Genomic DNA, 19351 nt, shown 5'->3' with positions numbered 1-19351 from the left:
ATATTGTTTTCAAAGCAGTTTTTTGTAAAAAACCGACGACTGGTATCAGAAAACCGATAAAAGTTCTAATAATGTGAGCTAATTCAGTGTATAGTTTAAATGAACTTGGTAAGGACACTATTTAATTTAATTAATCAAACTTTAGAATCTAATTGAATTCATCAAAGTTCATATGTTATGAAATTTTCACAGCCTCTATCACTTAAGTTTTTCTACAAGGATCCGTATGAAACACACCACAAAGGCTCTAATAGCAGCCATGACTCTATGCGTTAGCGCAAGCGCCGTCGCCTCTAGTCACCGTGAAGCCCCTTCCATTACCAAAACCCCTAAAGTCGATGCCACTGACTTTTATATGTTCAATAGTTATGAAAATAATCGAGCCGATTACGTCACGATTATTGCCAACTATTTACCGCTACAAGACGCTTACGGTGGACCTAATTACTTCGCATTAGACGACGATGCCTTGTATGAAATCCATATCGATAACAACGGTGATGCTGTCGAAGATATTACCTTCCAGTTTGACTTTACCCAAAACTTAAACAGTATCGAAATCGACTCAGATGGCAACCCATCGACAGCAAATGTCGCCATTCCTTTGTCCAACGCTGGTGATGCTTCGGTTGCTGCTAACGTACAAACCAGTGAGAGCTATGACGTCACGATGGTCAAAGGCGATCGCCGTAGTGGCTCACGCACTGATTTGGGCAATTTCAAAAAACCATTTGACTATATCGGTACCAAATCGTTTGCTGACTACCCTACCTATGCACGCAGCTTTATTAAACCGTTAAACTTGGGTAGCTGTGGTCAAGGTCGAGTATTCGTTGGTCAACGTGCTGAGAGCTTTGCAATCGACTTGGGTAGAGTGTTTGATTTAATCAACCTAAACCCATTAGGTGCACGTAATGGTGGTACTAACATTCTGGCAGATAAGAACATTACTTCTATTGCCATGGAAGTGCCTAAAGCTTGCTTAGTCAACGCGACTGGTAACGATCCTGTCATCGGTGCTTGGACAACGGCTAGCGTGCGTCAAGCAACCTTGGTAAATGGCAATCCTGCTTCAGGCATCAGTACAACGGCCAAAAAAGGCGGTGCATGGACGCAAGTGTCACGACTAGGTATGCCATTGGTCAATGAAGTGGTTATTGGACTTAAAGATAAAGATAAATTCAATGCGTCAGAGCCAAAAGATGATGTGGCAAAATTCGCGCCTTATGTCTTTTATCCTACGCTTCCTGCTCTAATTCAGACTTTATATCCGCAAGCACCAGCACCAACGAATTTCCCTCGTCAAGATTTAGTCACCGCCTTTTTAACGGGTGTTCCTACGATCAACAAACCTGCTAATCCAAAGCTCGTACCAGCAGATATGTTACGACTTAACACTAGCACGCCTGCTGTTGCAGCTGCCAATCAAAATGACTTAGGTGTGATTAGTATTATTCCAGGTCAGAACGATGGTCGCCCAAGTGCAACTGCTAAAGATGTGGCAGGATTTCCAAACGGTAGACGTCCTGGTGATGATGTCACTGACATTGCGTTGAGAGTGTCTATGGGTGCTTTATGTCATGCTGGATTGCCTGCAGACGTCACTTGTGTGCCTGCGGATGCTAAAGCTGGCAAAGCATTGTTCACAGATGGTGCAGTCAAACCTGCAACCGAGTTTGACTCTGTCTTTCCTTATCTAAAAACGCCTAACCCAGGTAGCCGATAAGCTGAATCTAACCCAAGGAGAAATACTATGCGCTATATAATGTTAGCCGTATTGATCACTGGATCAGCTGCACTTTCTGGTTGTTTCAATGATAATGACAACAATGACTTTGACTCGTCAAATCAGGTTGATAAGGCTGTTGCGGCAGACCAAGCGAAAGCGAAGTTAGCCGTTAATAATACCTCTGCTGTGATTGATGCTAGTAATAATGTCGACACTGATGAGCCTCAAGATATTGATCGGGTGATGCTGCCTGAAGCCAATTTGGCAGAACCTGTCGCAGTATCAGGCGCCAATGCCTCGCTGTAGTTTGACCTGAAGTTATCCAAGCACCTAATCAGTTTACTGATTGGGTGTTTCTTTATGTTTTGAGCCGAGATATTTTATGCATTGGATTAAATTCCCTATCGGATTATTACTGTTATTACCTCTCAGCAGCCAACTGCTTCACGCTGCCCCCTTTATACCAAAAGACGATCAACAAATTCTAGCGACCCTGCCTACAGATTCCCCAGCGCCGCGCTATCTAAACGCTGCTGACTTTCGCACTGACACACACACAAATAACCCAGCACAAACCAGTCAATTACTAGAGCGCGCTTATCTACAAGGTGATCCTCGAGCATTGGGTCAGGCACGCGCGCAGTTAGATCAGAGCACAGACCAGAGTATAGATACGCTAATGCTACGAGCACGAGCATTGCAATCAGATCATAAATTTGCTCAAGCAAAAGAGTTACTAACACAGATATTAGAACAAGAAGCGACTCATCCAGATGCTCTATTGACTCTTTCTTCTTTACTGGTCGTCCAAGGTCAGTTTAAAGACGCTCTGAGCTACTGCAACAAACTTGATGATCCTGAATTGCGTGTTTATGAGTTGGCTTGTCAAGCTCAGATACAGAGCATGACTGGGCAGCTTGAACAGGCAAAACAAACACTCAGTGGACTGGCGGCGATCGCACCTGGGTTAGATGCATCAACTGCTCGCTGGATATACTTGATGCAAGCAGATGCCGCATTACGTAGCCAAGATACTTCGCTTACCAATCAGATTTTTAGCGTGATGGACGATCAAACCGTACCGGCGCTGATGGCTCGCGCTGACTGGCTATTGAGTATCGGTGAGTATGAAAAAGTGCGCGATATGCTCCGAGAGCATACGGATAAAGACGCCTTGCTACTACGTCTTATCACTGCTCAAATGGAATTAGGCGACCTTCAAGCACAGAAAAACTTGGCATTGATGAAAGAACGCATTGAGGTATGGCAGATACGCAAAGAAAACGCGCACATGCGCGAACAAGCGACTTATGCTTTGCTGGCCAATCAAGTGGACTCAGCACTAAAATTGGCTCAAGATAATTGGCAACAGCAGCGTGAAACGGCTGATATCGTGCTCTATGCGAGCGCAGCTATCAAAGCTGGCAGCCAAGCAGACATCAAGCTAATACGCCAATTTATGACAGACACGCAATTCGAATATCCTGCACTGGAGCAAGCGCTACGCTCAGGTAAAATCAGTGATTGTCTAAATTGCCAAGTTGCCACTACGCAAACGTCCAACACTCAAGCCAAAAGCATGCAAACCGTAAACACGCAAGGTATGAATAAGGAGAAGCTTTTATGAATGCGCTTCGCAAACTTATTGGAAGTCATACTTATCGTTACCTGACGCTGCTGTTATTGGCGCTGACGTGTTCAGTGGCACAAGCGCATGAGTCTAGTACCGCCTACTTAAACCTCAATCTAAGCGACTCTGAGAATACGGCAGAGAGTACGGCAGAGAGTAAATATGATGCAGAGTATGAGCTTTCACTGCGCGACTTAGCATTGCTGATTGATATAGATCCAAACAAAGACAGTCAAGTCAGTTGGGCAGAAGTAAAGTCACAGACATCGCTGATAGAGCAACTGATTCAATCCAAAATAAAACTAGAAAGTAACGCACAAGCGTGTCAAATTACAAAATTTGCGCCATTAGCTATTAATACACGTGGCGGGTTTAATTATTTATATAGCAATTTTGCCTTAAGCTGTGCTCAGCCCATCGATAATCTTGATTATCAGATATTGGCAGGTATCGATGCCAACCACCGACTCATCCTGACTCAGGCTAATGATGACACCGCCCTACAAGTGCTGGCAGTAGGCCAAAGCCCATTAGGAGCGCAGGCAAATACTGGCTGGATGTCTACCGTGACTAATTTTCTCAAAAGCGGTATACACCACTTGCTAATTGGTTGGGATCATCTGCTATTCTTATTTGTACTGCTCATTCCTGCGGTGTACGTGCGCAAACAGAAACAATTGATTGCTGTCACTAAGCCAAAAGCGGCGCTGCTTGAAGTGTTTTGGATTGCGACTTCGTTCACACTCGCTCACTCCATTACACTCAGCTTGGCGGCACTACAAATCGTTAGCATACCGCCACGCTTTATCGAATCTTTGATTGCATTGTCTATTGCCTTTGCCGCGCTCAATAATGTCGTGCCATTACTACGGGTACGAGCAGTCTATCTGGCCTTTGTTTTTGGACTGATTCACGGTTTTGGTTTTGCCAATGTATTGGTAGACTTGCCACTTGCTACCAGTGCACGTGTATTAGCGTTGTTGAGTTTCAACGTAGGCATTGAGATGGGACAGTTGGTATTTATCGCTTTGGTGTTTCCAATAGCGCTACTATTACGTCACACACAATTTTATAAATGGATTATATTTTATATCGGTTCGCTGATTAGTATTTTAGTGGCACTGTGGTGGTTTTTTGAACGGGCATTTTAGATGATTGCCGTTTTCTTCCTTTTAACCTGATTCAAAAAATAAACCCTAGGGCGTGTCATCATTTAGATTGTGAGACTTAAAATGAGGAAAATTGCAGCCAAACAAGGAAGGAATTGCCGTAAATATGAACATATTGACAAGATTTCTGACGATGTTTGGCTAAATTCAGCCATTTTAAGACCACTAAATGTATTGATGTGCTAATTGATGACACGCCCTAGCATCTTCTTGATGGTAGGGCGTCTTTTTTACGGTGATATTCCAAAAGCTTACTCATTGACGAAAGCAACTTTAGTGAGACCTGCATTACTGGCAGCAGCCAAGACTTGCGCCACCATATCGTAGCGAGTGTCTTTGTCTGCACGCAGATGAATACTAGGATCTAGCCCATCACTTGCTGCTTGCGCAAACCGTGTCTGTAGTTGCGGCAATGACAGCGACTCTTCATCCCAAAACAGCCCATTATCTTGGTTAATACTGATTTGTAATATGTCATCAGGCAAATCATTAATCGTAGCACTGGTCTTGGGCAGATCCAATGGCACAGTTGGGTTCATCACTGTCGCCGTCACTAAAAAGATAATCATCAGCACCAGCATGATATCGATGAGCGGTATCAGGTTCATCTCGCTCAAACCTTGAGTGTCATCATCTCCTAGATGAAACGCCATGCGTGTCTCCTTTTTTATAGCCAATAAATTGCAAGGATCTAACCGTTTGTATTCGTTTTATCTGTCGTCACTGCTGGACGCATCGATGCACCTAAGAGACCGTGAGCAATATCATTGGCTAAGAATAACGTTCGACGATTCATACGCGCAATGATGTTATAAAAAATCACAGCGGGAATCGCAACGGCAAGACCAAGCCCCGTCATGATGAGCGCCTCACCTACTGGACCTGCCACTTGCGCAAGCCCTGCCTGCCCGCTTATACCGATACTGCGTAGCGCATGAAATATACCCCATACCGTGCCAAATAATCCAATAAAGGGCGCAATAGCGGCAGTCGTACCTAGTAGCGGCAATCCTTGCTCACTGCGATGTCGATAGCGACCAATCAGTTGCAATAAAGTCTGCTCGGTCATCAATCTGCGCTCCTCTGCACTGGCTTGCAAACTAGGCGGCACTTGTTTTTGCAATTGCTGCGCTAAATCAGCCGCGACAGTTTTAGCCAGTTGGCGACTATAATACAGCCGCAAAATTCCTGTGACCCAAGAAGCAACCGATAACGCAAAAAGTGCAAAAAATAAAGCCTTGGTAATAATATCTGTGTATTGCCAATAATCCATAAGATCCATACATCTTCCTTAACGTAATTATCTTGACGTAATTATAGTAGATTCACTTTAAAAAAATACCATACTGCTGGGATGAGTTTTTCTAAGGCTCTGAAGTACCAAGCACACAGTAAGCAAGGAAATTTATACCAGCTGGATGTTACGCTTGTCGTTTTTTTATATTGATCTGACGATAGATCGTGTTGTTCACTTAAAAACAGCTGCTATCATTGTCATCGGCGAAAGACCTTACAAATTCTATGTTAATTGTTAAATGTCGGTCTCTCATATACCAATGACATCGGTACGATGGCATCCACTGCTACGCCGTTTTGTATAAACGGATTGAGTCGCCCGCCCTCTACTTGCGTGGTTGCGATGGCATCAATGGTGGTACTGCCTGACGACTCAAGTAATTGCGCATCGGTAACAGCCCCTTTTTTGTCCACATGCAGCTCTAATATGACAATGAAGACGTCACCCAAACGAGCATCAATACTGCGCCAGAAAAGCGCTGGGAAACTAGTGAGGGGTTCATGCTCAGCCATCCAACTACCATCATTTGCTAAGAAAGGTGCAGCCTCGTCACTTTTATTGACCTTATTATTTTTATCAGCCTTCTCATCTATAGCGGCCTGATCAGTGACTTGCTTTTCGGCTTGGGCAGCAGCTAACTTCAGCATGTTGGCAATTGCTTCATTGGCTGCTTGTATGCGCCATTGCTCTTGTTCGGCGAGCTTTCGGTTGGTTTGTTTTCCTAGTTCACGTTTCTGTCTGGCTTGATCACGGTTGAAATGCGCTGTCACAGCTCGAGCTCGCATCATTTCCGTTAGATCTTGCTCTGTGTCGTCTGATTCATTTGATGCGTTCGATATTTTTCTTGATTCTACTGTCGTCAATGGTGACACTAATGAGGAGTTTTCGAGAGAATTTTCAGGATTACTTTCTAAATTGGGTGATTTTTTAACCACATCAGTATTTGCTGTTGAAGGTATTGGCGCTTCTTTTGTTTCAGTTTTTAATGTTGCAGCTGATGACGTCTGAGCAGATGCTACGACTTTTTCTAATGGTTTGATTGGTTGAGTCTCAGAGACGGGTTGTTTTTCTGAGACAGGTTTGGATTGAGGTTCTGTACTTGGCCTATTAGTAGGAGGTGACGCTAATGTTATTAGCTCTAGTTGAATGGTCTCTGGTTTATTTTTTATTTCGGGAGGTTTTGGGGCATCGATAGATATCATTGCCCATACCGTGACACCGTGCAAGGCAACCACAAAAATGGTGACCCAAGCATTGAGAGGACGAGTAAATGGATTTGGTAGTATCATGATGATTAGAATACTCATTAAAAACAAACCTGTATATCGATTTCTTTAATAAGTGCTTAGATAGTTGAAAGCGAATGATCTAATACTTTTCACTCTCTATCCTATTGATATACTCACCTTCTTAAACTTGGCAAGTTGATCAAAAAAATGATTGTATGATAATCAAGATTTATACGACTATTATCTTCATTGTATTAGGGTCTGTTGAACATTCAAATGTGGAACTGGCAGTGGCTATTTTTTAGACAATACGCAGTGAAATTTTTGACGCCTAGTCATTCTAGGTTAGACAATTTCGCCATGTATTGGCAAAAAATAGCCACTGCCCTGAAAGGCTGATACTAAAATCACCTCAAACGTTGTTGTAAACCTAGCTAAGGTCTCGACATTATCGTCGGTTTACGCCTAGTTTGATGTAATTTTAGCGATCAGCAGTCCTAATATTTGAATGTTCAATAAACCCTAATATCATTCAAACCTCTACTGGCTTTTTTGTGTCTGGTATTTATGAGCATGTTTATGACATCATTTGTCTTCAGCTTTTAAATGAGGACATGCCCTAATACAAACCACGGCCATCTTCAGGTTTGAGGCGTAAGAAATACAGTCCTGAGAGAATCGTTAGTATTCCCAATATCCAATACGTCGTCTGAAACGCAGCCAAGGTATCAATCTCAAACCGCTCTCGTAATAGATTCAGTAGCGCAGCTCCAAAGGCAATACCAAAGCTAATCGCGAGCTGCTGATTAACAGCCATCAAGCTGTTACCGCTACTGGTTTGTACGCCTTCCAAATCACCAATGGTAATGGTGTTCATCGCGCTAAACTGCATAGAGTTACAAGCACCCATTACGGTCAAAATAGGGATGAACCAAAGCCACTGTGAGGCATCATTAAACTGCGCCAACATAATGATGAGCGTACCCATAAAAAACGTATTGTAGACCAATACCGTGCGATAACTATAACGCTGAATAATTTTACTCACCCAAGGCTTGATACCAATCGCCCCAACCGCGATAGGCGCTAGTAGCCAACCTGCCTGCGACGGTGAGTATTCAAACACCACTTGTAATAGTAACGGTAGTAGAAACGGCACGGCACTAATGCCTAAGCGCGTAAATAAGTTACCCGTAATCCCAATCTTAAAGGTACGAATGTCAAATAGGGTCAAGGGAAATAGCGGCGCTTGACGGCGTTTGGCATACCAGATATAAGCACCTATCAGCAGGCTTGCACCCAAACCACAGAACAATCCATAAAGCTCTCGCCCTGCCTGTGAGCCAAACTCTACCGCCAGCGTAAACCCACAAGCCGCTGCGGCAAACAATAAAAACCCTGTCCAATCTAAGTGCTTAGTATCTTCAAATAAAGCTGGTACCAATTTTTTGCCCATGATAAAACCAAAAATACCCATCGGTATATTGATCAAAAATATCCACTGCCAGCTAGCATATTGCACGATATAACCGCCGAGCACTGGCCCTACCAAGGGTGCTACCAATGCTGGAATCACCGCAAAGTTCATCACGGTCAATAGCTTATTGCGAGGATATGACTTGACCAATATCAACCTAGCAACAGGTGTCATCATCGCACCGCCAATGCCTTGTATCACACGTGAACCAATTAAAAAGTCTAAGGTTGGTGAAGCTGCGCACAGCAATGAACCAATACAGAAGACGATAATCGCGGATAAAAACACCCGACGTGTGCCATATTTGTCCGCTAAAAACCCACTGATTGGAATAAAAACAGCCAAGGTTAACGCATAGCTAATCACAGCCCATTGCATCTTAAGTGGTGACTCACCCAGTGCTTGTGCCATTTGTGGTAGAGAGGTATTCAAAATAGTGGCGTCTAAAATTTGCATGAACAGCGCCACTGCCAGCACATAGGGTAGGTATTTATTTTGTGTGGAGGTTAGCGTTACCATACTGACATCACCATATCTTAAGGCTAAGGTATTCAAAGAGCGTGCTCGTGAGCGACTACCTTTATCTCTAAAGACCGTTAAATTGTGCGTAGTATAGAAACAATGGCAGAGTAGTTAAAGGTGAGCAAAGTAACCAAAGGACTTTTTATCCTAAAAACCACTACATTAATTACACGACAGGACTTTAATAGGTTGAGAGATAGCCGTTATAGTAGAGCACACATTCAGTCAGTCTCATATAAATTGGATACATGAATTAAATAATTCATTAGGTTCGCTCAGTCTACTGTTTATAGTGCTTTTGCCTGATTTTTTTATCCAAATTATCTTGAACGGGCTATTTTTAGTAAAATTATATTTTGTGACACAATAACAAATAGGATCTCTGATGAGTAATGATAACAATCAATCAACGACCAATAATAATGTAAAAGAAGCGACTTATACGCCACCTAAGGTATGGACACAAGATAAAGAAAGTGGCGGTAAATTTTCTAGTATCAACCGCCCAACGGCTGGCGCGCGTCATGAAAAAGAGCTGCCAGTAGGCGAGGCGCCATTACAGCTATATTCACTAAATACGCCAAATGGTGTCAAGGTTAACATCTTATTAGAAGAGCTGGCTGAGCTTGGTGTGGAAGGTGCTGAATATGACGCCTACAAAATTGACATCTCAGAAGGCGATCAATTTGGTTCGGGCTTTGTGGCGATAAACCCTAACTCAAAGATTCCAGCCTTGGTCGATCATTCTGCCGATACCGCTGGCGAGCCTATTGCGCTTTTTGAGTCCGGTGCTATCTTAATGTATTTGGCAGAAAAATTTGGTCAGTTCATACCTGTAGCCGCTGGTAAAGCGAGAGCAGACTGCCTCTCTTGGCTAATGTGGCAAATGGGTAGTGCGCCTTTCTTAGGCGGTGGTTTTGGTCATTTCTATGCCTACGCCCCAGAGCCGATGGAATACCCCATCAATCGCTATGCCATGGAGACCAAGCGCCAGCTCGACGTACTCGATAAACATCTAAAAGCCAGCACATACATGTGCGGCAATGACGAGGCAGATTATAATATTGCGGACATCATTATTTGGGCATGGTACGGACAATTGGTTTTGGGTAAGCTTTATGAAGCTGCTGAATTCTTGCAGGTCGATGATTATAAAAATATACAGCGCTGGGCGAAGCAAATTGCTGAGCGTCCTGCGGTAAAACGGGCAGTCGATCTGTCACTAAAACCAATGGCTTAAGTAATTAAGCATCATAGCTCTTCATTAGAAAAATAAAAATAATGAGACTGTCAAACAAGGCTGGTAGGCAATTTGCTTATCAGCCTTTTTTTAACATATTGATAGTGCTATATTTATGTATCGATATATTAAATTAGCAGTATACTTGTATATTTACATAATGGTACATTAGTACAACAGATAGAAACATTGATACGTTAAGATAACAGGTCACCGTCTTAAAGGGCGTGTGTTTATAATTCTTCTATTGATGAGTAATTATTATGAAGAGGCATAAAGTTCCAAGTGCATTATTGTTAACTGACTACAATGCCAGTTGCTATATCAATATTCATAAAAAATTTAATGCAAAAAATATGACTCATTCTGAAAATCAAGCTAAAACAACAACAAAAATAAGCCTATTAATGTCAAAAAATAAAATTTTATTACCCATACTGACGGCACTGACTATCACATCATTTAGCTCTATGAGCCACGCTCATGCTGCCGCCGTTGAATTTACCAACCAAGATTGGCAGGTTGCTTGTGATAATACCCGTACTTGCCGGCTGGCAGGATACCAAGCAGAGAACAATAGCCAGTTGCCCGTCTCGGTATTGCTGGTGCGCCGTGCGGGGGCCAATGCCACCGTAGACGGTCAGGTTAAGTTTGGCGGTGCTAAAGAAAGCGCTGCGAAAGCCTTGATGCAACTGGGTAATCGCCATCGCATTTCTTTAGTTATCGACGGCAAAGACTTGGGTGAAACCAAGCCTTTCTCCGCAGCAGCAGGCAATGCTGAGCTGACCTCGTCACAGGTGACCGCACTGTTAGATGCCTTGACTAAATCAAGCAAGATCGAGCTGGTACTACGTAACTCACGTTGGCAGTTGTCTGATAAAGGGGCTAGCGCTGTCATGCTCAAGGCAGATGAGGCACAGGGCCGCCTAAGTACATCGAGCGCCTTTATCCATAGCAATGACGCTAAAAAGCCCAATAGTAGTGTCTTGCCACCTAAGCCTGCACCTTCGCTCCGTTTTGTAGCACCCAACCCTGCTGCTATATCTAGCAGCAACAAAAAATTTGTGATGAAATCCTCGCAATTGTCAGTAATGATGAAAAGTACCATGCGAGATGCCGATAGTGACTGTCCAAATTTATTCAATGAAACCTCATGGCGTGTTAGTCGTTTGAACAATACGCAGTTATTAGCACAACACGAGTGCTGGACAGGCGCTTATAATGTAGGCATGGGCGTTTGGGTGATAAATGACAATAAACCCTACAAGCCGACCTTGGTTACCACCAATGCAACCGATTACGACAAAGGCAAAATCACGTCGGTACAAAAAGGTCGCGGGATTGGTGACTGCTTGTCCAAAGTCGACTGGATGTGGACAGGTAAAGCTTTTGAAAAAAGTCATGAAAGTACTACGGGGCTGTGCCGTATGGTCGAAGCAGGCGGGGCATGGCAAATGCCAACTTATGTGACAGAAGTAAAAATGCCACGCTAGAACGTTCGACGTTCATTTTAATGACCAATCGTTTATTTAAAGGCTGAGCCTATCTTCATTAAATAAATGATTGGTTATTAAGAAGATAGCGCTTATTTTGATAGTAAATGGAAAAATAGATACAGATAGTGTTTGTACTGTGCTATACTGCGTCGCCACGTTAGCATTGACTAGCGTGAATTATGAGATTGATAACATCGCCTGCGATTTTGGGTCTAGGATGACCATAAGTAATTGTTGCCGATGATTTTGTGTACTTAAATAACCTTTTAAAAATATCAGTTATTTTTGACTCATATCTTATCTACTGGCCCATAAATAATATGGTCTAGATTGGTTGTTGTTTGCCTTTATCTGCTTTGGACAAAGCATTGATGATGCGCCGATATCAGGCAAGGATAAGACACTCGGCACTACCACCAAAATACGTCAGACAGCACGAACGCATTTATTGAAGAAGTAGAGCTTTATTAGCTTGGCTTCTGATTATCGACATTTTCATATTGCTCGGTAATTATTTTAATAAAAGCAGCGTGGTGAACGGTTATCAGTGGTATGCATCAAGTTTGCTGAATTTACAGCAGCTTATACTTACCAAGGATTCTCATGACTGACATCTTATCTGCAATCGCCGCTGAAAATGGCATTATCGAAGACACCACTCAAGACACAACTACTAATGAAGCAGCTTCTACTGACGCTGACGCTTCTGACGAAAATCAAGTTACTTTTACTGACCTCGGTATTGCCAAGCCAATTTTGACCGCGCTTGATCGCAGTGGTTATACAAACCCAACACCTATTCAAGCACAAGCTATTCCTTTTGCTCTAGCGGGTCGTGACCTTCTCCTATCAGCGCAAACCGGTAGTGGTAAAACGGCAGCTTTCGTTATCCCTGTACTTGATCGTTTAAGCCGCGCCACTAGCTTTGACAAACTAACCAAAGCCCTTATCCTAACGCCAACGCGTGAACTTGCTCAGCAAGTACATGACAGCGTTCGTACCTACTCTAAAGATATGCGCGGTTTGTTCTGTGTGCCATTAGTAGGCGGCGCACCGTACAACGGTCAGATTACTGCTTTGAAAAAAGGTGTACAAGTTATCGTTGCGACCCCTGGTCGTTTACTTGACCATATCAATGCCGGTCGCGTTGACTTGTCAAACCTTGAAGTATTGGTACTTGATGAAGCTGACCGCATGCTAGACATGGGTTTTGCTGATGACATCAGTGATATCCTACGTGCCGCACCAACGGATCGCCAAACAATCATGTGTTCAGCAACTTGGGATGGCCCAGTAGGTAAAATCGCTGCCAGCTTCACTAAGAACCCTGAGCGCGTATCAATCAAAGTAGAATCTGCACATATCGAAGAAAAAGTGTACTACTGTGATGATTTTGATCATAAAAACCGTTTGCTTGACAAAATCGTTTGCCAGCAAGATATGGAACAGATCATTATCTTTGCTGCTACCAAACGTAGTACTGAAAAACTGGCCAAGCAGCTACAAGAAGCGGGTCATAAAGCAAGCTTCCTACATGGTGATTTGCCACAAAGCAAGCGTAACCGTATCGTTCAAGACTTACGTAATGGCAAAATTAAAATCCTAGTAGCGACTGACGTTGCTGCTCGTGGTCTAGATATCCCAGCTATCTCGCACGTTATTAACTATGACTTGCCACGTCAGACTGAAGATTACGTCCATCGTATCGGTCGTTGTGGTCGTGCTGGTCGTACTGGTATCGCTATCAGCTTATGTAGCATGGATGACCGTCCACAGCTAAACGCGATCAACCGTTATTTAGATCGCAAAATGGAAGTATGTATCATCGAAGGCATGGAGCCTAAGAAGACTTATGTACCTAGCGAAAACAAAGGCAATGGTCGTGGCCGTGGTCGTGGTCGTTCAAACGGCGGTGGTGGTAATGGTCAAGGCCGTGGTCGCTCAAGCGGTGGCTATCAAGGTAATCCTGCTAATGCTCGCGGTCGCTCAAGTGACAGCGCTCCAACCGGTCAACGCGCAAGCAATGACAGCGGTTATCAAGGTAAGCCACGTGATTCATCTGGTAAGCCAAATGAGCGTTCAGGTGGCAAGCCGTATCAAGGCAAGCGCACTGGTGCTCCTAGCCGTGGTGATAGCACTGGCGTTCCACGCGGTGAGCGTGCTGCAACGGGTCGTGGTCGTCCAAGTGGCAGCCAAGGTCGCCCAGCTGGTCGTGCTGACAGCCGTGGTCAAGGTCGTTCAAGCGGCGGAAACCGTAGTAACAACTCGTAATACCGTTATATTTAATGATTGATAAAGGTTATTAATAAAATAACCCTGACTTAATCGGATAAAAATAGCGTCAAAAAGCCAGATACTTGTTATCTGGCTTTTTTGTGCGCAGTGGTTTTATGTATATCCAGTTAGGGCGTGTTCTCAAATCAATCCAGCATTCTCCAAATGGGCTAACAAAGAGGACACGCTCTAGTACTGATAAGCTGCCAAAACGAACAAATATATCTTTGTAGTCAATCGTTGCTTGCACCTGTTTTTCGCCTTATCTATACTGATTCACTTTTGCTAGCTGTAACGCTTGGAGTACCTTGATGCCGGATATTTCTCATTTAGCCATTGATAGCTTGCCATTGGCCTTTGGTATCATTATGGCTGTTATCGGATTGGTATTCTACACCCAAGGTTTGCCCGGTAAATTTTGGCGACGGTTTTATGCGGTATTGCCCGGTATTGTACTGTGCTGCTTTATACCGGCAACACTCAACAGCTTGGGCGTATTCGCTGATGGCGTTGGCTCACAGATATATGGTTTTACTGCCACGTATCTGTTGCCAGCAAGTTTGCTGTTGATGACGCTATCAATGGATGTGCCAAAAATACTAGGATTGGGCTGGAAAGCGATTGCGATGTTCTTCGCTGCCAGTATTGCCATTGTCATCAGTGGTCCTATTAGCTTAGGTGTGGCTAAATGGGTGTCGCCTGCGATGTTTACCGATGATACTCTGTGGCGCGGCTTTTCGGCGGTGGCGGGCAGTTGGATCGGTGGTGCAGCAAACCAAGCGGCCATGAAAGAGCTGTTTGGGGTCAGTGATGATTTATTTGGTATGATGATTTTGGTAGATACGACCAATGCATCATTGTGGTTATTGGCGATATTAATCATGGCAAAGCATAGCGATAAGATAGATAGTTTTCTACGCGCTGATACCAGTAGCATCGATAAAGTGGTCAAAGCGGTTGAGAGTTATGAGCGTGATCATGCCCGCCCAGCCACCTTAAATGATTTGATGGTGATGTTTGGTTTATGCTTTGCGATGGTTGGCGTGGCACACTTTGTTGGTGGCCAGATTGCTGATTTTTTTGCGCCATACCAATGGGCGGTGCAATATAGCTTTGCCAGTTCGTTCTTTTGGATGGTGGTGATTATCACCTTAATAGGTGTCATCTTTTCGTTTACTAAAATTCGTCGGCTTGATCATGTGGGTGCATCAAAAATCGGCACCGTATTTATCTTTATATTGATTGCTGCTATTGGTATGCAAATTAATCTGGCCGGTATCGTCTCACAGTGGCGACTATTACTAATCGGTCTGTTATGGATGAGTATTCACGTCGTGATTATCTTTGCTGTCGCTAGACTCATTCGTGCGCCATTTTTCTTTTTGGCAGTTGGCTCTAATGCCAATACTGGCGGGGCATCTTCCGCCCCGATTGTCGCAACGGCTTTTCATCCATCGTTGGCGCCAGTTGGCGTGTTTTTGGGTATTTTAGGTTACGCAGTAGGCACGTTTGGCGGGTATATCAGTACCCAATTGATGCGCTTAGTGGTGTCTTAATCTCCAAGTCACCATCATCCTAGTAATACTTTATTGCTAAATACAACCCGCATCAATGCGGGTTTTTTATTATTAAATACTTGAGGGTTTGAGTTATCGTTTTGTCTATCTATGCTATTGATACGTAAGCCTAGCCATAGCCTCGCATAAGTACGTGTTAACCTTTCTGCTAATTGAATAAAGACAAATAAGCACGTTAGGAATAAATACGACTTAATAGGAAAAGTAGCATTATGGCGATCCAAAAAAAATTAGAAGAAACGCTAAAGAAGACTAATACAGTGAAAAATGCTCTATATAACCCTGACCAAGAAAATATTCAGGTTAGAGGCGCACGCGTTCATAATTTAAAGAACGTTGATGTTGATTTACCTCGTAATGTGCTGGTGGTCTTTACCGGTATATCAGGCTCAGGCAAGTCGTCATTGGCATTTGGTACATTGTTTGCCGAGTCACAACGCCGCTATCTTGATTCGGTATCGCCTTATGCGAGACGCCTGATCGATCAGGTTGATGAGCCAGATGTCGATACCATAGAAGGGTTGCCGCCAGCAGTCGCATTACAGCAGAAGCGGGGTACGCCTTCAGTGCGCTCATCCGTGGGCAGTGTGACGACGATATCCAATGGTCTGCGTATGCTGTACTCACGAGCAGGAGAGTATCCAGTAGAGCAAGAGATGCTGTACGCGGATGCGTTTTCTCCCAATACGCCAGATGGTGCTTGCCCGACTTCGACTTGTTCAGGTATTGGCCGCGTATTTGAAGTCACTGAATATCTGCTGGTGCCAGACAACACTAAGACCATCCGTGAGCGTGCGATTGCGGCATAGCCACCAGCGTGGCAAGGTCAAAACCTTAGCCGTATATTGACTACATTGGGCTATGATATCGATAAGCCTTGGCACACCTTACCGAAAAAAAACATGTGACTGGATTTTGTTTACAGTTGGATGAGCTAATCGCGGCTGGTAACTCGGTGTTTGTCGTTGAGCATGACGTGAGTGTCATTAGACATGCTGACTGGATAGTCGATGTTGGGCCAAAGGCAGGCACGCATGGCGGCGAGATTGTCTATAGTGGTCCTATAGAGGGCCTTCGTGAGGTTAAACAGTCGCATACTGGCCAATATCTCTTTGCCAATGCTACGTCTAACGCACAGTCAAAATATAGTACAAGACAGCCGACAGAGTGGCTCAAGCTTGCCAACATTGAGCGAAACAATATCACAGGATTAGACGTTGAGTTTCCGCTTGGGGTGATGACCAGCGTCACAGGGGTATCAGGCTCAGGAAAATCAAGCCTCGTCAGCCAAGCGTTGGTAGAGCTTATCAGTGAAGCATTGGGTCAAAAGACAGTCACAGAAGCGCCTGTCGGTGAGGCGGACTTACTTGAGCAGGAGCTCGAGTCAGTAACTGGCGGTGAAATTGTCGCTGGCATGGAGCACGTCCGTCGTCTCATTAATATCAATCAAAAAGCAATTGGTCGTACACCGCGCTCTAATTTGGCAACCTATACTGGTTTGTTTGACGATGTACGTAAGCTGTTTGCAGCGATCAAGCAAGCAAAAGCGCAAGGCTATGATGCTGGCAGGTTTTCGTTTAATACTACCAAAGGCCGCTGCCCAAATTGCGAAGGTTTAGGGTTTGTCAGTGTTGAGCTGTTGTTTTTGCCAAGCGTCTATGCGCCTTGTCAGGTATGTCATGGGCAACGCTATGACGATGATACACTAGCAATCACTTATCGAGATAAAAACATCGCTGAAGTCTTGAACTTAACAGTGGAAGCAGCATACAAATTTTTCGTCGATGAAGCGCCTATTTTGCGTGCATTAGAGGCGTTACTACAAGTTGGACTTGGTTACTTACGTTTGGGTCAGTCTGCCACCGAACTATCAGGCGGTGAAGCGCAACGGATTAAGCTTGCCACTGAGCTGCAGCGTGTGCAACGAGGCAACACGCTATACATATTGGATGAGCCAACTACAGGTCTACATCCTGCTGATGTGACCATGCTCATGGCCCAGTTAAACGGTCTTGTCGATGCGGGCAATACTGTCATCATGGTTGAACATGACATGCAAGTGGCTAGCAATAGTGACTGGATCATTGATATTGGGCCAGGGGCAGGGAATGCGGGTGGAGTAATCGTCGCTCAAGGTACGCCATATGATGTTTCTCAGTCAAAAGACAGCCGTACTGCACCGTTTTTATTGGTGTAATGACGCTATAGCTCTGCATCAGTACATGTTACTGAAATAAGTATGAGTATTAGAAATACAATTTTTCTAATACTCATTTTTTTATAAATATCTATGCAGATGTCTTTTGCTGCACTTGCAAACGCTCAATCCTAGTCAAGTAACTGTGTCCTAACTCTGGCTCTGCCGAGGCTATCCAAGCGGCATATCCTGACAGCGTATTTAAAGTCTCATCAGCACGCAATTGCCCGCCTGACTCTAGGTTATGAACGGCTGCTCGCAACATGCGCTTGATTTGACGTGGGACCCTTGGCACACCGCTACCATTGACCACCATGCCAGTAACGTTATGCTGATTACCTGTACGAATCACACGCGTTTTATCATCGTTTAATACAAAACCTTCTTCGCGTAATATCTTATGCACTGATCCTAATAGTTGCCCAATCAGTTTATTGTGCTGCGTATCGGTTTGTTTTTTTGTGGTGCTAGTTTTAGCTTTTGATTTAGTTTTGGTGTCTGCAACAGCGGGCATACTAAAGGTCAAATCATCTGCATAGCGACTATAACGCAGGCCGATTTTGTCAGCCAGTCCTGTTAAACGACGATCCAAATTTAAGCAGACGATGTTCGTTAACGCAGGGCTAGTGGGTGCACCTTGTGGCAAGGCTCTGTCTCCTAGCGCCACGTAATAAGTTTTGCCATCTTGCTGCACCACTTGACGAGGCGATTCGGTACAGAGTAATGACAATAAGGTAGAAATCTGCTCTGGATAGCCGGCATGACGGAACACACCTTTGACACGGCGCCAGCTGACACTAGGAAAGAAGTCTTTAACATCCAACTTGATAAGTAACTCGCTGTTGCTATGTACTGCTGCGTTGGTCACGATAGATTTGCCACGTACGAAGCCATGAGCGGCACCATGCGTTGTTAAGTTATTCAAAATATTGTGCAAAATCCAGCGTTGTACAAACTTTAAACGCGGTATCGGCGACCATATTTGACGCGCTGTCCCATTGCGTTTGGCAATAGTAAAATGCGAATAAGACAGATTGGTGGCGACCTCTCTTTGATAGCACAATCCTTTTAACTGCGGAATGGTAAGGTTAACTGCTTCTGCTAGCTCATTATGTTTACGCAGTAGCGGTAGTTTATTTTCAATTAGCCGATTGGCCGCGTCTTTTACATCCCACTTATCAGTACTGGTATCGTCCGTCCAATATACATGACGACCAAGATAAACCATGTGGTGCGCTTTGTATGCTTGCCAAGCAGATTTTTTGAGGATTCTCTCTTCTACTGCTTCCTTTTTTAAGGCTTTCTTATAGCGTTCACGTTCTTTTGGGCTCATATTGTCGACAGGTTGACGATCAACCATAAAGCCTTGACTGACCAGCTGCTGCCGAACATATTGGTAGCGTCCGCCCGCCAGCTCAATATCTTGCCATAGTTGCTGCCACTGACGCTCAAAAGGAGTGGGTGCTGGCTCAGGGCTGATGTAATCGTTATTGTTGGCTGTGTGTGTGGTCATA

13 protein-coding genes and 1 pseudogene are annotated in these 19351 nt (G+C 44.2%); 9 read left to right on the top strand and 5 right to left on the bottom strand.

Going from position 1 to position 19351, the window contains the following annotated elements; translation table 11 throughout:
• Positions 1–226 precede the first annotated feature (226 nt).
• The 4 genes from RH96_RS03790 to RH96_RS03775 all read left to right on the top strand — a co-directional run bounded on the left by RH96_RS03790 (position 227) and on the right by RH96_RS03775 (position 4510).
• Positions 227–1726, top strand: coding sequence for a DUF4331 domain-containing protein (locus RH96_RS03790; RefSeq protein WP_010197482.1), 1500 nt, complete (start codon positions 227–229; stop codon positions 1724–1726).
• Positions 1727–1753: 27 nt separating this feature from the next.
• Complete coding sequence (locus tag RH96_RS03785) at positions 1754–2035, top strand: hypothetical protein (RefSeq protein WP_010197479.1); 282 nt, start codon at positions 1754–1756, stop codon at positions 2033–2035.
• Between the two features lie 76 nt (positions 2036–2111).
• Positions 2112–3356, top strand: a complete 1245-nt coding sequence (locus RH96_RS03780) for a tetratricopeptide repeat protein (protein WP_010197477.1) — start codon at positions 2112–2114, stop codon at positions 3354–3356.
• Positions 3353–4510: a HupE/UreJ family protein gene (locus RH96_RS03775; protein WP_010197476.1), complete on the top strand. Its 1158-nt coding sequence runs from the start codon at positions 3353–3355 to the stop codon at positions 4508–4510. The genes RH96_RS03780 and RH96_RS03775 overlap by 4 nt, the downstream gene beginning before the upstream one ends.
• Before the next feature lie 269 nt (positions 4511–4779).
• Here RH96_RS03775 and RH96_RS03770 read toward each other — a convergent pair whose 3' ends face one another.
• The 4 genes from RH96_RS03770 to RH96_RS03755 all read right to left on the bottom strand — a co-directional run bounded on the left by RH96_RS03770 (position 4780) and on the right by RH96_RS03755 (position 9050).
• Positions 4780–5181, bottom strand: coding sequence for an ExbD/TolR family protein (locus tag RH96_RS03770; RefSeq protein WP_010197474.1), 402 nt, complete (start codon positions 5179–5181; stop codon positions 4780–4782).
• Between the two features lie 38 nt (positions 5182–5219).
• Positions 5220–5810 (bottom strand): MotA/TolQ/ExbB proton channel family protein, encoded by a 591-nt coding sequence (locus RH96_RS03765; protein WP_010197473.1) that lies wholly within the window; start codon positions 5808–5810, stop codon positions 5220–5222.
• 242 nt (positions 5811–6052) lie between these two features.
• A complete protein-coding gene (locus RH96_RS03760; RefSeq protein WP_010197472.1) occupies positions 6053–7132 on the bottom strand; it encodes an energy transducer TonB in 1080 nt (359 codons plus the stop codon).
• 541 nt (positions 7133–7673) lie between these two features.
• Positions 7674–9050 (bottom strand): DHA2 family efflux MFS transporter permease subunit, encoded by a 1377-nt coding sequence (locus RH96_RS03755; RefSeq protein ID WP_010197471.1) that lies wholly within the window; start codon positions 9048–9050, stop codon positions 7674–7676.
• Positions 9051–9438: 388 nt separating this feature from the next.
• On the opposite strand from RH96_RS03755, the gene yghU reads away from it, so the two are divergent.
• From yghU to RH96_RS03730, 5 genes and pseudogenes are all read left to right on the top strand, one after another.
• Complete coding sequence (gene yghU, locus RH96_RS03750; RefSeq protein WP_010197470.1) at positions 9439–10293, top strand: glutathione-dependent disulfide-bond oxidoreductase; 855 nt, start codon at positions 9439–9441, stop codon at positions 10291–10293.
• A gap of 407 nt (positions 10294–10700) precedes the next feature.
• Complete coding sequence (locus RH96_RS03745; RefSeq protein ID WP_227500935.1) at positions 10701–11786, top strand: DUF1176 domain-containing protein; 1086 nt, start codon at positions 10701–10703, stop codon at positions 11784–11786.
• A gap of 606 nt (positions 11787–12392) precedes the next feature.
• Positions 12393–14060 (top strand): DEAD/DEAH box helicase, encoded by a 1668-nt coding sequence (locus tag RH96_RS03740; RefSeq protein ID WP_010197464.1) that lies wholly within the window; start codon positions 12393–12395, stop codon positions 14058–14060.
• A gap of 314 nt (positions 14061–14374) precedes the next feature.
• Positions 14375–15619 (top strand): DUF819 domain-containing protein, encoded by a 1245-nt coding sequence (locus RH96_RS03735; RefSeq protein WP_010197462.1) that lies wholly within the window; start codon positions 14375–14377, stop codon positions 15617–15619.
• Between the two features lie 464 nt (positions 15620–16083).
• Positions 16084–17837: pseudogene (locus RH96_RS03730) on the top strand (hypothetical protein); the annotation flags it as partial.
• Between the two features lie 91 nt (positions 17838–17928).
• Here RH96_RS03730 and RH96_RS03725 read toward each other — a convergent pair.
• A complete protein-coding gene (locus RH96_RS03725) occupies positions 17929–19350 on the bottom strand; it encodes a reverse transcriptase family protein (protein WP_010197460.1) in 1422 nt (473 codons plus the stop codon).
• Between the last annotated feature and the right edge of the window lies 1 nt (position 19351).

This window comes from Psychrobacter sp. PAMC 21119 (assembly GCF_000247495.1).
Taxonomy (GTDB): domain Bacteria; phylum Pseudomonadota; class Gammaproteobacteria; order Pseudomonadales; family Moraxellaceae; genus Psychrobacter; species Psychrobacter glaciei.
The sequence above is the reverse complement of the archived record's forward strand: the minus strand, read 5'-3'. Positions and strand labels throughout refer to the sequence as shown.

Coding starts and splice junctions, on each gene's coding strand:
- RH96_RS03790 (WP_010197482.1), top strand. CDS start 227: ATGAAACACACCACAAAGGCTCTAATAGCAGCCATGACTCTATGCGTT.
- RH96_RS03785 (WP_010197479.1), top strand. CDS start 1,754: ATGCGCTATATAATGTTAGCCGTATTGATCACTGGATCAGCTGCACTT.
- RH96_RS03780 (WP_010197477.1), top strand. CDS start 2,112: ATGCATTGGATTAAATTCCCTATCGGATTATTACTGTTATTACCTCTC.
- RH96_RS03775 (WP_010197476.1), top strand. CDS start 3,353: ATGAATGCGCTTCGCAAACTTATTGGAAGTCATACTTATCGTTACCTG.
- RH96_RS03770 (WP_010197474.1), bottom strand. CDS start 5,181: ATGGCGTTTCATCTAGGAGATGATGACACTCAAGGTTTGAGCGAGATG.
- RH96_RS03765 (WP_010197473.1), bottom strand. CDS start 5,810: ATGGATCTTATGGATTATTGGCAATACACAGATATTATTACCAAGGCT.
- RH96_RS03760 (WP_010197472.1), bottom strand. CDS start 7,132: ATGAGTATTCTAATCATCATGATACTACCAAATCCATTTACTCGTCCT.
- RH96_RS03755 (WP_010197471.1), bottom strand. CDS start 9,050: ATGGTAACGCTAACCTCCACACAAAATAAATACCTACCCTATGTGCTG.
- yghU (WP_010197470.1), top strand. CDS start 9,439: ATGAGTAATGATAACAATCAATCAACGACCAATAATAATGTAAAAGAA.
- RH96_RS03745 (WP_227500935.1), top strand. CDS start 10,701: ATGTCAAAAAATAAAATTTTATTACCCATACTGACGGCACTGACTATC.
- RH96_RS03740 (WP_010197464.1), top strand. CDS start 12,393: ATGACTGACATCTTATCTGCAATCGCCGCTGAAAATGGCATTATCGAA.
- RH96_RS03735 (WP_010197462.1), top strand. CDS start 14,375: ATGCCGGATATTTCTCATTTAGCCATTGATAGCTTGCCATTGGCCTTT.
- RH96_RS03725 (WP_010197460.1), bottom strand. CDS start 19,350: ATGACCACACACACAGCCAACAATAACGATTACATCAGCCCTGAGCCA.